15 protein-coding genes are annotated in these 14087 nt (G+C 32.2%); 9 read left to right on the forward strand and 6 right to left on the reverse strand.

Features of this window, described 5'->3' with window-relative positions:
• Positions 1 to 581 precede the first annotated feature (581 nt).
• The 4 genes from GN138_RS06505 to GN138_RS06520 all read right to left on the reverse strand — a co-directional run bounded on the left by GN138_RS06505 (position 582) and on the right by GN138_RS06520 (position 3605).
• Positions 582 to 1487 carry a TIGR01777 family oxidoreductase gene (locus GN138_RS06505; RefSeq protein WP_157362985.1) on the reverse strand — a complete coding sequence of 302 codons (906 nt, stop codon included), beginning with the start codon at positions 1485 to 1487 and terminating at the stop codon, positions 582 to 584.
• Positions 1488 to 1947: 460 nt separating this feature from the next.
• Positions 1948 to 2652 (reverse strand): tRNA (5-methylaminomethyl-2-thiouridine)(34)-methyltransferase MnmD, encoded by a 705-nt coding sequence (gene mnmD, locus GN138_RS06510; protein ID WP_157362986.1) that lies wholly within the window; start codon positions 2650 to 2652, stop codon positions 1948 to 1950.
• 1 nt (position 2653) lies between these two features.
• Complete coding sequence (locus GN138_RS06515) at positions 2654 to 2971, reverse strand: hypothetical protein (RefSeq protein WP_197429322.1); 318 nt, start codon at positions 2969 to 2971, stop codon at positions 2654 to 2656.
• Between the two features lie 118 nt (positions 2972 to 3089).
• On the reverse strand, positions 3090 to 3605 hold the full coding sequence (locus GN138_RS06520; protein ID WP_157362988.1) for a DUF4920 domain-containing protein: 516 nt from the start codon (positions 3603 to 3605) through the stop codon (positions 3090 to 3092).
• A 117-nt stretch (positions 3606 to 3722) separates the two neighbouring features.
• Here GN138_RS06520 and GN138_RS06525 point away from each other — a divergent pair, with 117 nt between their 5' ends.
• Complete coding sequence (locus tag GN138_RS06525; RefSeq protein WP_157362989.1) at positions 3723 to 4790, forward strand: branched-chain amino acid aminotransferase; 1068 nt, start codon at positions 3723 to 3725, stop codon at positions 4788 to 4790.
• A 55-nt stretch (positions 4791 to 4845) separates the two neighbouring features.
• Here the strand turns inward: GN138_RS06525 and GN138_RS06530 are convergent, their stop codons facing one another.
• Complete coding sequence (locus GN138_RS06530) at positions 4846 to 5232, reverse strand: pyrophosphohydrolase domain-containing protein (protein ID WP_157362990.1); 387 nt, start codon at positions 5230 to 5232, stop codon at positions 4846 to 4848.
• A gap of 41 nt (positions 5233 to 5273) precedes the next feature.
• Between GN138_RS06530 and GN138_RS06535 the strand changes: the two genes are divergently transcribed.
• On the forward strand, positions 5274 to 5459 hold the full coding sequence (locus GN138_RS06535; RefSeq protein ID WP_157363348.1) for a hypothetical protein: 186 nt from the start codon (positions 5274 to 5276) through the stop codon (positions 5457 to 5459).
• Positions 5460 to 5535: 76 nt separating this feature from the next.
• Here the strand turns inward: GN138_RS06535 and GN138_RS06540 are convergent, their stop codons facing one another.
• Positions 5536 to 6189, reverse strand: coding sequence for a YceI family protein (locus GN138_RS06540; protein WP_157362991.1), 654 nt, complete (start codon positions 6187 to 6189; stop codon positions 5536 to 5538).
• Between the two features lie 152 nt (positions 6190 to 6341).
• On the opposite strand from GN138_RS06540, the gene GN138_RS06545 reads away from it, so the two are divergent.
• The 7 genes from GN138_RS06545 to GN138_RS06575 all read left to right on the forward strand — a co-directional run bounded on the left by GN138_RS06545 (position 6342) and on the right by GN138_RS06575 (position 13607).
• Positions 6342 to 6899 carry a nucleotide exchange factor GrpE gene (locus GN138_RS06545; RefSeq protein ID WP_157362992.1) on the forward strand — a complete coding sequence of 186 codons (558 nt, stop codon included), beginning with the start codon at positions 6342 to 6344 and terminating at the stop codon, positions 6897 to 6899.
• Positions 6900 to 6947: 48 nt separating this feature from the next.
• Complete coding sequence (gene dnaJ / locus GN138_RS06550; protein WP_157362993.1) at positions 6948 to 8066, forward strand: molecular chaperone DnaJ; 1119 nt, start codon at positions 6948 to 6950, stop codon at positions 8064 to 8066.
• 353 nt (positions 8067 to 8419) lie between these two features.
• Positions 8420 to 9346 (forward strand): ABC transporter ATP-binding protein, encoded by a 927-nt coding sequence (locus GN138_RS06555; protein WP_157362994.1) that lies wholly within the window; start codon positions 8420 to 8422, stop codon positions 9344 to 9346.
• A 2-nt stretch (positions 9347 to 9348) separates the two neighbouring features.
• The gene (locus GN138_RS06560) at positions 9349 to 10662 is read left to right on the forward strand and encodes an ABC transporter permease (protein WP_157362995.1); all 1314 of its coding nucleotides are present in this window, start codon (positions 9349 to 9351) and stop codon (positions 10660 to 10662) included.
• A gap of 4 nt (positions 10663 to 10666) precedes the next feature.
• On the forward strand, positions 10667 to 11539 hold the full coding sequence (locus tag GN138_RS06565) for a mechanosensitive ion channel family protein (RefSeq protein ID WP_157362996.1): 873 nt from the start codon (positions 10667 to 10669) through the stop codon (positions 11537 to 11539).
• Between the two features lie 71 nt (positions 11540 to 11610).
• Positions 11611 to 12441 (forward strand): DUF6268 family outer membrane beta-barrel protein, encoded by an 831-nt coding sequence (locus GN138_RS06570; RefSeq protein ID WP_157362997.1) that lies wholly within the window; start codon positions 11611 to 11613, stop codon positions 12439 to 12441.
• 2 nt (positions 12442 to 12443) lie between these two features.
• On the forward strand, positions 12444 to 13607 hold the full coding sequence (locus tag GN138_RS06575; protein ID WP_157362998.1) for a sigma-54-dependent transcriptional regulator: 1164 nt from the start codon (positions 12444 to 12446) through the stop codon (positions 13605 to 13607).
• Positions 13608 to 14087: the final 480 nt, after the last annotated feature.

The following is a 14087-nucleotide window of genomic DNA, read 5'->3' on the forward strand; positions in this document are numbered from 1 at the left end:
GAACAGACGTTTTATTATGTTGTTTAAATCATATTGTTTAGTTGATTTTGGATGAAACGTCATTTGTTACGTATCGTCACTTCGAGTGAAATTTCGTTTTTCAGAAATTTTGTATCGAGAGGCTTTTATACTAACCAAGGTTCTCGATACAATTTTTCGTACCTCAAAATCACTCGAACAGACGTTTTATTATGTTGTTTAAATCATATTGTTTAGTTGATTTTGGTTGAAACTTCATTGTAACGTATCGTCACTTCGAGTGAAATTTCTTTTTTTTAGAAATTTTGTATCGAGAAGCTTTTATACTAACCAAGGTTCTCGATACAATTTTTTCGTACTTCAAAAACCACTCGAACGGACGTTTTATTATGCTATTAAATTCATATCGTTAAGTTGATTTCGGTTGAAACCTCTTTTATAAAGTACCGTCACTTCGAGTGAAATTTCGTTTTTCAGAAATTTTGTATAGAGAAGCTTTCATACTAACCAAGGTTCTCGATACAATTTTTTCGTACCTCAAAAACCACTCGAACGGACGTTTTTATTAGTTTATCAACCATCAACCATCAACCATCAACCATCTATCCCAACAAATCCTCTAAAGCAGGTTTCAGATTCACATACTGAAAATCAAAGCCTTCACTTTCTATTTTTTGAGAACTGACACGTTGACTTTCAAATAAAAGAATATGCATTTCGCCTAAAACCAGTTTCATAGCGAATTTTGGAATATTTGGTAAAATTAACGGACGATGTAAAACTTTAGTAGCAACCTTAGTCAGTTCTTTATTGGTAACCGCATTTGGAGCAACACCATTATAGATACCTTCTAAATTTTGTTGTACCGCAAAGACAAAGAGTGATGCTAAATCTTTAACATGAATCCAACTTTGCCATTGTTTTCCGCTACCAAAAGCAGCACCAGCGCCAAACTTTATGGGTTTTACAATTTCTGGTAAAGCACCACCATCTTTGGCTAAAACTAAGCCAATTCTTATTTTGGCAACCTTACAACCTAAAGCTTTAAATCCATCCACAGCAGCTTCCCATTCCTTAACGACTTTTCCTAAAAAAGTATCTGAAATTTCGGTAGTTGTTTCCTCGTAATAATTAACCAAACTTGTTGGGTAAATGCCAATAGCACTTGCAGAAACCACATGGTCAATTTTGTAATTATGTGTTTTTATGGTGTCTTGAAGCAGTTGTGCAGTTTTAGTTCTACTTTCTAAGATTTGTTTTTTGTAATCCTCTGTCCAACGTTTAGAAATAGAAGCACCAACCATATTTATGATGGCAGAAACACCTTCAAAACATTTGTGGTCTATCTCGCTGTTATTGGGATTCCAATAAAACCCTTTGTAATTGTTTGCTGAACTCAGTTTCGATTTTGAAGTCGTTAAGTAATGTACATCAATGCCTTTAGCATGACACTTTTTTACAATTTCTTGTCCTATTAATCCTGTTGCACCTGTTATTAAAACGGTCATTTTTCTTTTTTATGTAAAGATACGAAAGGTGTAAAGGTTCTGTAAGTGTTTTAGTTAGGATTTAACGTTTGGGTGTTTAATGTTGTTGGGAAGTTGGGTAGTTCGGAAGTTGTAAAGTATCAAGGTCTCAAAGTTAAAAAAGTTAATGGTTGAAAGTTTTATAGTTTCAAAGAAGCAGAGATGCAAAGTTGCAAAGTTGTGAAGCTAGAAGATTGAAAGTTGAAAAGAATCTTATTTTCAAATTACCTCTAACGTCAGTTCGAGTGATTTGTGAGGTACGAGCAAATTGTATCGAGAACCTTATAGTTGTGGATGCTTCTCGATAGTTTTAGTTAGTTTGAAGTACAAAATCAATTAACAGGAATTTCATTAGAAGTGATGTTGAGGTGTAACTAATGTTATTTGTTAACTAAATGTTTTCAATGCTCTCAACATTTAGCTCATTGCATGTCGCTGAATGTTACGAGCCCTTTTTCTGGGCTCGTAACATTTCACGTTTTCCAGGAGGTCCAGGTAAACGTTCAACAATAAATCCGACGGCTTGCATAGCACGTCTTACGCTTCCTTTGGCAGAGTAGGTTACTAAAATACCATTGTCTTGTAAGGCGTTATACATTATTTTAAAAATATCTTCGGTCCATAAATCGGGTTGAACGCGAGCACCAAAAGCATCAAAATAAATGATATTGTAGGTATAGACAGCTGTAATATCTTTAAAGAATTTTTCCTGTTTTTCTAATTTAAAACTAGGAGTGATGTCATGTGGAGTTTCCCAAGATACACTGTGTAATTTGTTAAAAGCGGCATTGTGAGATTTAGAAATTAATTCAACATAATTAAGCTGATTGATTTCTTCTAACTGAACAGGATAGGCTTCTACACCTGTATAATTGAGTTTTAAATTTAATTTTTCGCCTTCAACTAAGGTTAAAAACGCATTGAGACCTGTGCCAAATCCAATTTCTAAAATGGAAATGGGTTTAGATTTTGAAACGTGTTCAGTAGATGCTGAATCGAGTTCAGTACTAAAGAAAAGCAAACCATGTTTTAAAAATACGTGGTTTGCTTCTTGTATAGCACCATGGATGGAATGGTATTGCTCGTTCCATTCTTCAATTTGAATGGTTTTAGAGCCATCAGAGGTGGTAATTATTTTTCGTTTCAAATTATTGAATCAGTAGTTTCTTAATCTTTGGTATTGGTCCTGTACATTCTGTTTTATGGCAACCTAAACAATTATTAATAGATGCATTGTAGCGTTCTTTTAAATCTACATTAGAGATGGTGTCTATAATGGTTTGTTGCGACGCAATAAAAACATTTACAAAACTATTCCAAGCAGGTGTTCTTCCATTCTTGTCTGTCATTTCTGCTGTATGTAACTTTGCTAAATCTAAAGGTAATTGCGTTGGTGTTTTGCCAGCCACAATTTGTGCTTTTAACTGTTGGTTGTAAGCATACATGGCATTCATTAAGTTTGCCATTTCAGACGGTTGGTACATGTCGTATTCAACAACTTTCTTGGTAGTTGATTCAGCTACGTTTTCTTCGTTTTGACAATTTAGAAAGATCAGAAAGATAAGTAGGTATAAACTTAGATATTTATTGTTGTAATAAAACGCCATCAGCTTCAAAACGATATTCAAATTTAGGTGTTGTTATAGCAGCAATTTCTTCTTCAGATTTACCAGCATCTTCTGCGTAATGTCTTAATTCGTCAACAGAAGTTTCAGAAACAAAAGCTTTGCCATTAATAACTACGTTACCTTCGGCATTAAGTGGCATAAAAAAACCATAATCTTTAAATTTTACCATAACTTCATCTTCGCCAGTATCTAAAGTCATCCAACATCCTTTTTTAGAGCAAACCTCAATGATTTCACCTTTCATTTTGGCATTAATAGTATCGCCAACCTTTAGATTTTTAAAATTCTCAATCATTTTTTCTCCGCTTAAAGCATCCGCATCAGTAATTTCTTTTCCGAAAGAAGCATAAGCAATATCTTTTTTAGTGTCTACAGTTTCAACTTCAATAGTTTTATCTTCTGCAGTTTTTGATTCATTTTTACATGAAAATGTTGCAATACTGATAGCGATTAATAAAATGGTTTTTTTCATTATTGATAGATTTTGAATTAATTTTTTGTGTATTTACAAAATTACACAATTTTAGGGAATATTACTTTTTTTAAAACCAACTGATTATGTATTTTTGTAGTTAAACATTTTGTAATTATGACCTATCAAACAGCGAATATCAGTATTGAAAAATCTGAATCTACAAAAATTAACAGTGTGGATTTTAGTAAGTTAGACTTTGGGAAAGTTTTTACTGATCATATGTTTGTCTGTGATTTTGAAAATGGTGAGTGGCAAGAACCTAAAATTATGCCGTACCAAGCTATGACCTTTGAGCCATCTGCTCGTGTGTTTCATTACGGACAAGCTGTTTTTGAAGGAATGAAAGCCTATAAAGACCATGAGGGAAAGGTGTTTTTATTTAGACCAAAACAGAATTTTGAAAGAATTAATAAGTCTGCTGAGCGATTATCGATGCCTGCTTTTCCTGAAAACTACTTTTTTGAAGGTTTAGAAGAATTACTAAAATTAGATAACGACTGGATAAAGCCTGGTTTAGGAAATTCTCTCTACATACGTCCATTTGTCATTGCAACAGAGCCAGCAATTTCTGCTTCGCCAGCAAGTATGTATCGTTTTATGATTATTTGCTCACCAGCGCAGTCTTACTACAATTCGCCAGTACGAGTTTTAGTAGCGGAACATTATAGTAGGTCTGCCAATGGAGGTGTTGGTGCAGCAAAGGCGGCAGGTAATTATGCAGCACAATTTTATCCTACAAGTTTAGCTCAGAAAGAAGGGTTTCATCAAATTATATGGACAGATGCAGATACACATACCTACTTAGAAGAAGCAGGTACTATGAATGTGTTTTTTAGAGTAAATGATACGTTAATTACAGCACCTGTTAGCGATCGTATTTTAGATGGGATAACACGTAAGAGTATAATACAATTAGCTGAAGATTTAGGAATTAAATGCGACGTTAGACCTGTAAAAGTTGAAGAAATTAAAAAGGCAGCAAAAGATGGAAGTTTAAAGGAGGTTTTTGGAGCAGGTACAGCAGCAGTCATCAGCGAGATTTCTGCATTTCAGCATAAAGAAGAGTTATTTGAAATTTCTGGTGCTGAAGATTCTTATGCCAAATTATTTAAACAGACGTTATTAAATATACAATACAATGTTTCTGAGGATAAGCATGGTTGGAGAAGAGCAGTAAAATAAAAGATGATTCTTTAATTAAATGATATAAAAAAAAGCAGCCATTTGGCTGCTTTTTTTATGATTCTAATATCTCTTTAATATTGGGTTTAAAATAGTTAGGTCCTTTTAAAACCTTACCATCTTCTCTGTAAATAGGTTCGCCATCTGCGCCTAGTTTGCTCATGTTACTGCGCTGTATTTCTTCAAAAACTTCTTCAATTTTATGTTGCATGCCGTGTTCTATAATGGTACCGCATAAAATATAAAGCATATCACCTAAAGCATCAGCGACTTCAACTAAGTCATTTGATTTAGCTGCTTCAAGATATTCTTCGTTTTCTTCTCGCATTAACTCATAACGCAGTAGGTTTTTGTCTAGACCAAGGTCTGCTTTTGGAGTTTCTCGATGTCCTATTTTAAAAGCTGTGTGAAAAGCTTTTACTGCATTAATTTTGTCTTGCATAGTTGTTGGTTTAATTCCTATTTTTGCATAAAAATAAGAAGATGTTTAGTACTGGTCAATTGATTTTTGGAATATTATTTTTTATCGCCTTTGTTATAATTGTTGGTTACCAATACCGTAAAGATTTAAAACTACACAGAAAATATTACAAAGGTACTATTTGGATTCTTATTGCTTTTATTGCGTTTATTGGGATGATTGCTGCTATTAAGTTTATTTTTATGTAATTAAATGTTGTTTTAGATTTTACAAAAAAAAGCAGCCAAATTAATGACTGCTTTTACTATTAGTTTTTGATATTATTTAAGCTTTTGTCGCTGTTAATGATACTTTTATTTCCATATCATCGTTAATAAACTTGTCTCCTAAATTATCGAAAAATGATTTAGAACCATATTCAATATTCCATTTAGAGCGGTCAATTGTAAATGTTTCACTGATTAAAGTAACATTGTTATCCGTTTCTGTAACTGTTATAGGAAAGCTAATATTGTTTGTTTTTTCTTTTATAGTTAAATTACCAGAAAGCATTGTTTTGCCTTCTGTAGTTTTTACACCTGTCACTTCAAAAGTAGCTGTAGGGTGTGCTTCAACATTAAAAAAGTCAGCATTTTTAAGGTGACCAACTAGTTTTCCGTTACCTTCTTCTTCTGCAGGAATATCTGTAACCACAATGCTATTCATGTCAATTACAAATTTTCCACTTTCAATAATACCATCGTTAATACTTAGGTTTCCTTCTTTAACTGCAATAGTTCCTGTATGAGAACCTGTGGGTTTAAAACCTTTCCATTCTATATTAGAATCTGTAGTATTCACAGTATACGTCTTAGCTGTTACTTCAGCAATAGCAGCTTCTTCAGCTTTTGTAGTTTCTGCTTCTTTAGCCTTTTCGCCACAACTAGCAAAAGTTATTACAGCAACTAGTGAAAAAATTTTAAAAATTTTGGTTTTCATGTCAGTGTTATTTTAGAGTTTGATTTAATGATGTAAAGATAAGGATTAGTAGTTTAAAGTTTGATAAAAAAATGTTAATGACATTTTGACATTTTATTAATAATGGCAGTACTTTTGCGAATTCTAAATCAAAGATTTAAAAAGAACTCAAAATGAGTAAAAAAGATAAGAATACAAAAGTTGAAGATCCACAAGTAGAGGATCAAGCTGCAGCTACAGTAGAAGCAGAAGCAGAGGTAGAAATTAAAGAAACTAAGTCTCCAGAAGAACAATTGCAAGATCAATTGGTAGCAGAGAAAGATAAATTTATGCGTTTGTTTGCAGAGTTTGAAAATTATAAAAAACGAACAACAAAAGAGCGCATAGAATTATTTAAAACAGCAAGTCAAGACGTAATGATATCTATGTTGCCAGTTTTAGATGATTTTGAGAGAGCTTTAATGCATATTGAAGAAGATAAAGAGGCCGAAGAATTAAGAAAGGGTGTATTGCTAATTTATAATAAATTAATTAATACCTTGGAGCAGAAAGGATTATCTAAAATAGAGGTAAGTAAAGGAGATACATTTAGTGCTGATGATCATGAAGCTATTACACAAATACCAGCACCTTCAGATGATTTAAAAGGTAAAATAATTGATATTGTAGAGCGAGGATACAAATTAGGAGACAAAGTTATTCGTTTTCCTAAAGTCGTTATTGGGCAATAAAATTAGAATACGAGTTTCGATTTTTGTGAAACGAAGAATATAAAGTTGATGAAAGAAGATTATTACGAAGTATTAGGGATTAGCAAAGGAGCTACTGCGGCAGAAATAAAAAAAGCCTATCGAAAGATGGCTTTAAAGTATCATCCGGATAAAAATCCAGATAATAAAGAAGCCGAAGAAAAATTTAAAAAAGCAGCCGAGGCCTACGAGGTTTTAAGTGATGCAGATAAAAAAGCACGTTACGATCAATTTGGTCATCAAGCCTTTGATGGTAATGGCGGCTTTGGTGGTGGCGGAATGAATATGGATGACATCTTTAGTCAATTTGGCGATATTTTCGGAGGAGGCTTCGGAGGTGGAGGCGGATTTAGTGGTTTTGGCGGTGGCGGAAGACAACGTGTGGCTAAAGGCAGTAATTTACGTATTCGTGTTACATTATCTCTAGAAGATATAGCAAATGGTGTTGAAAAGAAAATTAAGGTTAAACGTAAAGTACAAGCACCAGGTACCACTTATAAAACATGTACAACATGTAATGGTACAGGCCAAGTAACGCGTGTTACCAACACAATTTTAGGGCGTATGCAAACCTCAGCGGCTTGTCCAACTTGTGGAGGAGCTGGTCAGGTAATAGATAAAAAGCCATCAGACGCAGATGCTCAAGGATTAAAAGTAACGGAAGAAACAGTAAGTGTTAAAATACCTGCAGGTGTTGTAGATGGTATGCAATTAAAAGTTACAGGTAAAGGTAATGATGCACCAGGTAATGGTATTTCTGGTGACTTATTAGTTGCTATACAAGAAGAAGAACATTCAACGTTAAAAAGAGAAGGAGACAATCTGCATTACGACATGTATATAAGTTTGCCTGATGCTGTTTTAGGAAACTCAAAAGAAATAGATACAGTTACCGGAAAAGTGAGAATTAAAATAGAGCCAGGAGTACAATCTGGTAAAATTTTAAGGCTAAGAGGAAAAGGAATTCCTAGCATTAACGGTTATGGAAAAGGTGATTTGTTAGTGCATGTAAATGTTTGGACGCCAAAGACTTTAAATAAAAAGCAAAAAGCATTTTTTGAAAGTATGAAAGAAGATGAACATTTTGAACCAAAACCAGAAAGCTCAGATAAATCTTTTTTTGAAAAAGTAAAAGATATGTTTTCATAATCACACTATTTTTAAGAAAAATGACTATATTTGAATTATCGCTAATGCTAATTAGCGATAATTTTTCTTTTTCATAGCAATTTTTTCCCATCCTTGTCTAACCATAAGGGTGGGTTTTGTTTTTTTATAACAATATTAAATTTTAGTGATATATCACCTTAATTAGGTTAAAATAACTTGAGAAATATCTTATGTTAGATATTGTTAATTCTACAATTTGAGCAATCTTTATAAAAGGTTTCTAATATTGTTAGTTATTTCAATATTTCAGGTAAATAGTGGAGTTTAATTATTAAGAATCTCTAACATTTAATATCTTTACGCAATCTCTCAATCTTAAAACATCATATTATATGAATGACTTATTAGTTGCTAATTCCGTTTCTAAAAGTTTCGGCGGTTTTAGAGCACTAAATGAAGTATCCATTGCTGTACCAAAAGGTAGTATTTTTGGTTTACTTGGTCCTAATGGCGCAGGTAAAACAACATTAATTCGTATTATCAATCAAATAACAATGCCAGATCAAGGTAGGGTTTTGCTAGATGGGCAGCCTTTAAAAACTGAGCATATAAGAGATATTGGTTATTTACCAGAAGAGCGTGGCCTATACAAGTCTATGAAGGTTGGCGAACAATGTTTGTACTTGGCTCAACTAAAAGGGTTGAGTAAGACTGAGGCTAAAAAAAGATTAAAGCACTGGTTTAACAAGTTAGAAATTGGTGATTGGTGGAATAAAAAAATTCAAGAATTAAGTAAAGGTCAGGCACAAAAAATACAATTTATTGTAACGGTTTTGCACCAACCAAAACTGCTAATATTTGATGAGCCATTTTCTGGGTTTGACCCAATTAATGCCAACTTAATTAAAGATGAAATTTTACAGTTAAGAGAAGAAGGGGCAACGGTCATTTTTTCTACACATAGAATGGAATCTGTGGAAGAACTTTGTGACCATATTGCTTTAATTCATAAGTCTAATAAAATTTTAGATGGGAAACTAAATGATATAAAACGCCAGAATAAAACTAATACGTTTGAAGTAGGTTTGGCTTCTTTAAATAAAGATAGAGTGTTTGCAGAAATACAAGATAAGTTTGAAGTGCTTCCGGCAACCTTTAAAAACTTAAATGATGATATGAAGCTGAATATTAAATTAGGGCTAGATACATCACCAAATGATTTACTTTCATTTTTAACATCAAAAGCAGAAGTACACCATTTTGTGGAAGTTATACCTTCGGCTAGTGATATTTTTATTCAAACTATAAAAAATAATTAAAGATGAATCATTTACCATTAATTATAAAACGAGAGTATCTAACAAAAGTGAAGAATAAATCATTTGTTATTATGACGTTTTTAAGTCCGTTAATAATGATTGCTCTTATTGCTGTTGTTGCCTATTTATCTCAGTTAAATAACGATAAGCAACGGACTATTTCAATATTAGATGAAACCGGTTATTTAAAAGATGTATTTCAAAATACAGACAACACCACATATACTAACTTAAGTGGTTTAGCGTTTGATGATGCTATAGCTTTAGTTAAAGAAAAAAAGGATTATGGACTGTTGCATATTGTTAAAGTGGACTCGCTAGATGATTTTGCAGACAATGTTAAATTTTATTCTGAAGATTCGCCATCTCTGAGTATTATTTCTGGTTTAGAAAGTAAAATTGAAAAGCGTTTAAGAGAAATGAAACTCCAAAAAGATGGGGTAACTATTTCACAAATTGAAGCCTCTAAAACTAATATAGAAATAGAACAAGAAAGTTTTGATGGTGAAAAGAGTTCTAAAATAGATAATGTTGTAAAGCTAGCATTTGGTGGTGCAGCAGGATATTTACTATTTATGTTTATTATTATATATGGTAATATGATTATGCGCAGTGTCATTGAAGAAAAAACGAGTAGAATTATTGAAATTATTATATCGTCTGTAAAACCAATTCAGTTAATGATGGGTAAGATAATTGGTACTTCTCTGGCAGGTATTACTCAATTTATAATTTGGGTAATCTTAGGAGGTGTTTTAATGGTGGTTGTATCAACAATTTTTGGAATTGACTTAACACAAGTAAAAACACCACAGCAAGAAATGATGAACCAAGCTATGCAAGCTGAAGGAGCACAAGCTATGGCAGAGAACCTAATAGTTTCTATTGGCAATTTACCAATGACTAATCTTATTATAGCGTTTATGTTTTTCTTTATTAGTGGTTATTTGCTTTATAGTTCTTTATATGCGGCTATTGGTGCAGCTGTAGATAATGAGACAGATACGCAACAATTTATGTTGCCAATAATAATGCCTTTAATTTTAGCTGTATACGTTGGTGTATTTACGGTAATAGAAGATCCACATGGAACGGTTTCTACTGTGTTTTCATTTGTTCCGTTTACCTCTCCTGTTGTTATGTTAATGCGGATACCGTTTGGTGTTCCATTATGGCAACAAGGTTTATCTTTACTTTTACTAATAGGTACTTTTATATTTGCCGTTTGGTTTGCAGCTAAGATATATAGAGTTGGAATTTTAATGTATGGTAAAAAACCAACTTACAAAGAGTTGTTTAAATGGTTGAAATATTAACTTAATGATTCAAAATTTAAGTGAAATAGAAGAGAAGATTACTGAGAGTACTGTTTGGGAAAAAACCAAGGAATTCTTAAGCTTACATATGGATTTCGGTAATGATATAAGCATTTCTATTTTAGATGTTATAATCATTATTACGGCAATTTTTATTACTACTATTATTTTAAGGGTTGTTTTAAAAATTATAACTAGAAAATTACCAGAAGAAGATAAAGGAAAATTTAATGTAGTGTATGGCTATTTTAGGTGGATTATTTATCTCATAATCCTACTTATTACATTGAATAGTGTAGGTGTAGATGTTTCAGCTGTATTTGCTGCATCTGCAGCGCTCTTAATAGGTATCGGTTTAGCATTACAAACCTTGTTTCAAGATATTATTTCTGGTGTTTTTATTTTAATAGACCAAACCGTACATGTTGGTGATATTATAGAATTAGATGGAAAGGTTGGGCGAGTAGAAGAAATTAAATTAAGAACCACAAGGGCAGTTACAATTGATAACAAGGTGTTAATAATACCAAATCATTTATATTTAGAAAATAGCCTTTATAATTGGACTCAAAATGGTTCTACAACTAGAGAAAGTGTAGCTGTTGGTGTAGCATACGGAAGCGATGTGCAATTAGTAAAAAAATTATTATTGCAAGCGGCAAGTACTAATGATCATGTGCTTTCCGTACCAGAACCAACAGTAGTTTTTACTAATTTTGGAGAAAGTTCTTTAGATTTTAAATTAGTGTTTACTTTATCAGATAGCTTTAAAGCCCAATTTCCTAAGAGTGAAATACGTTTTGAAATTGATCGACTTTTTAGAGAAAATAATATTTCTATACCATTTCCGCAGCGTGATATACATATTATTAAATAAAATAAATTAATTTTATGAAGATAGGCTTGCCAAAATGTTATATAATACTTGTTTGTTGTTACTTGGGAAATATGCATATAGCACAAGCTCAATTAACAGATTTAGCGCGTTTAGAATATTCTTTTATACCAAGCAGCAGATCAGAAGATCAATATACTAGATTACGAGCATTAATTAATTACCCTATAAAAATAAAGGAAAACGATTACTTAATTGTTGGTGGAGAATACAATAGAATTATACTTAATCTTAACGAAGATTACCCCTTTAATATTCAACAATTAAAAAAATTACATATAATAGATTTTAGCCTAGGTTATACGTTTAAAAAAAACGACCTCTGGCGCATTGGAATAAAATTTACCCCAAGAATTGCATCTACTTTAACAACAACCATTACCAAAGACGATATATTTCTTAATGGAGGTGTTTATGCAATAAAGGATAGAACTGAGGACGATATTAATAAACCTTATCGTCTAATTATTGGGCTAACCTATAACTCTACAGCAGGTGTGCCATTTCCTTTACCATTTGTGAGCTACTATAGGCGTCTTAACAAAAATTGGTCATATAATATTGGTCTGCCAAAAACTAATATTAAGTATTTTTTTAGCGAAAAAAGCATCTTGCAGACATTTGCAGGTTTAGATGGTTATTTTGCTAATATTCAAAATCCAATTTCGGTTAATGGAAAAACAGCGAAAAATATTTCACTCTCTGTAGCCATTGGAGGATTAGGCTATGAATATTATTTTACAAAACATATTGTAGCTTATTCATATATTGGTTATACCTTTAGACTAAATAATCATCTAAGAAATGACGATAGAGATAATGTGTATAAACTAAACGACATTAATGCTTTTTATTTAAGAAGCGGATTAAAATTTAAATTATAATTATGCCAAAAATATTAATAATAGAAGACGAAGCTGCAATCCGAAGAGTACTGGTGAAAATACTATCTGAAGAAAATGACACTTATCATGTAGATGAAGCTGAAGATGGTTTAGTGGGAATTGAAAAAATTAAAAAGGAGGATTATGATTTAGTACTTTGTGATATTAAAATGCCAAAGATGGATGGTGTTGAAGTTTTAGAAGCTGCAAAAAAGCTAAAACCAGAAATACCAATGGTAATGATTTCTGGTCATGGTGATTTAGATACCGCAGTAAATACTATGAGGTTAGGTGCCTTTGATTATATTTCAAAACCACCAGATTTAAATAGATTATTAAATACAGTTCGCATTGCCTTAGATAGTAAAGAGCTTGTTGTTGAAAATAAAAGACTTAAAAAGAAAGTAAGTAAAAATTACGAAATGATTGGCGAGAGCGATGGTATTGCTCGTATTAAAGCTATGATAGACAAAGTAGCACCAACAGATGCTCGTGTTTTAGTAACAGGACCAAACGGAACAGGAAAAGAACTGGTTGCGCATTGGTTGCATCAAAAAAGTGATCGTTCTAAAGGTCCAATGATAGAAGTAAATTGTGCTGCTATACCAAGTGAACTTATAGAAAGTGAATTATTTGGCCACGTTAAAGGTGCTTTTACTTCAGCTGCAAAAGATAGAGCTGGTAAGTTTGAAGCTGCAAATGGCGGAACCATATTCTTAGATGAAATTGGAGATATGAGTTTATCTGCACAAGCCAAAGTATTACGCGCATTACAAGAAAGTAGAATACAACGCGTGGGCAGTGACAAAGACATTAAGGTAAATGTAAGAGTTGTGGCTGCGACAAATAAAGATCTTAAAAAAGAAATTGCAGATGGTAAATTTAGAGAAGACTTATATCATAGACTGGCAGTGATTTTAATAGAAGTACCTGCATTAAATGATAGACGCGAAGATATTCCACTGTTAATTAATTATTTCGCAGAAAAGATTTCTGGAGAACAAGGCAATGCTAAAAAATCATTCTCAGCAAAAGCCATTAAATTGCTTCAAAATTATGATTGGACGGGTAACATTCGTGAGTTAAGAAATGTTGTTGAACGTTTAATTATATTAGGAGAAAAAGAGGTAAGTGAGAGTGATGTAAAAGCTTTTGCTTCAAAATAGAGTATTAGCTATAGTTTTGACATTCTGGCAATTAATACTTTGTGTTATAGTTTAATAATCAGTTAATTACAATAAACTGTAGTTTTTGCTCTACAAAGTGTATACTGCGGTAATTTTACTTTTGTTTTAATAGTAATGCCGCCTAATATTATTAGAGTTAAACCCTTGTTTTTTGTTTAAAAAATAATAGTCTTCTAAAATAAGTATAAGTAAGACGTAATTATCTCATTGCAACTCGTATTGTTAAATATATCTATTCTAACTATAGCCGCTAAACACCTATTTAGCATTGCTTCTAAAATTACTTTATAAATACAATTGGTAGAGACGTTTGCATGTTATTAAGCATCTACATATACCCATAATTAGGGTTGAAATGTTTATTTATGGTTAGTATTGTGTGTGTTTATCATTTGCATAACCTTGAAAAAGGGTTAAGTCCATTCATCTATACTTAAAAGTTATTCGTCATATCTCAAA

Origin of the sequence: Winogradskyella endarachnes (assembly GCF_009741275.1) — a bacterium.
In the GTDB taxonomy this organism is placed as follows: Bacteria; Bacteroidota; Bacteroidia; order Flavobacteriales; family Flavobacteriaceae; genus Winogradskyella; species Winogradskyella endarachnes.

What these genes read in the sequence shown, in the direction of transcription:
- dnaJ (WP_157362993.1), top strand. Translation starts at nt 6,948, where the DNA reads ATGAAAGAAGATTATTACGAAGTATTAGGGATTAGCAAAGGAGCTACT.
- GN138_RS06570 (WP_157362997.1), top strand. Translation starts at nt 11,611, where the DNA reads ATGCATATAGCACAAGCTCAATTAACAGATTTAGCGCGTTTAGAATAT.
- GN138_RS06505 (WP_157362985.1), bottom strand. Translation starts at nt 1,487, where the DNA reads ATGACCGTTTTAATAACAGGTGCAACAGGATTAATAGGACAAGAAATT.
- GN138_RS06545 (WP_157362992.1), top strand. Translation starts at nt 6,342, where the DNA reads ATGAGTAAAAAAGATAAGAATACAAAAGTTGAAGATCCACAAGTAGAG.
- GN138_RS06575 (WP_157362998.1), top strand. Translation starts at nt 12,444, where the DNA reads ATGCCAAAAATATTAATAATAGAAGACGAAGCTGCAATCCGAAGAGTA.
- GN138_RS06530 (WP_157362990.1), bottom strand. Translation starts at nt 5,232, where the DNA reads ATGCAAGACAAAATTAATGCAGTAAAAGCTTTTCACACAGCTTTTAAA.
- GN138_RS06535 (WP_157363348.1), top strand. Translation starts at nt 5,274, where the DNA reads ATGTTTAGTACTGGTCAATTGATTTTTGGAATATTATTTTTTATCGCC.
- GN138_RS06515 (WP_197429322.1), bottom strand. Translation starts at nt 2,971, where the DNA reads ATGGCAAACTTAATGAATGCCATGTATGCTTACAACCAACAGTTAAAA.
- GN138_RS06555 (WP_157362994.1), top strand. Translation starts at nt 8,420, where the DNA reads ATGAATGACTTATTAGTTGCTAATTCCGTTTCTAAAAGTTTCGGCGGT.
- GN138_RS06520 (WP_157362988.1), bottom strand. Translation starts at nt 3,605, where the DNA reads ATGAAAAAAACCATTTTATTAATCGCTATCAGTATTGCAACATTTTCA.
- GN138_RS06565 (WP_157362996.1), top strand. Translation starts at nt 10,667, where the DNA reads ATGATTCAAAATTTAAGTGAAATAGAAGAGAAGATTACTGAGAGTACT.
- GN138_RS06540 (WP_157362991.1), bottom strand. Translation starts at nt 6,189, where the DNA reads ATGAAAACCAAAATTTTTAAAATTTTTTCACTAGTTGCTGTAATAACT.
- GN138_RS06560 (WP_157362995.1), top strand. Translation starts at nt 9,349, where the DNA reads ATGAATCATTTACCATTAATTATAAAACGAGAGTATCTAACAAAAGTG.
- GN138_RS06525 (WP_157362989.1), top strand. Translation starts at nt 3,723, where the DNA reads ATGACCTATCAAACAGCGAATATCAGTATTGAAAAATCTGAATCTACA.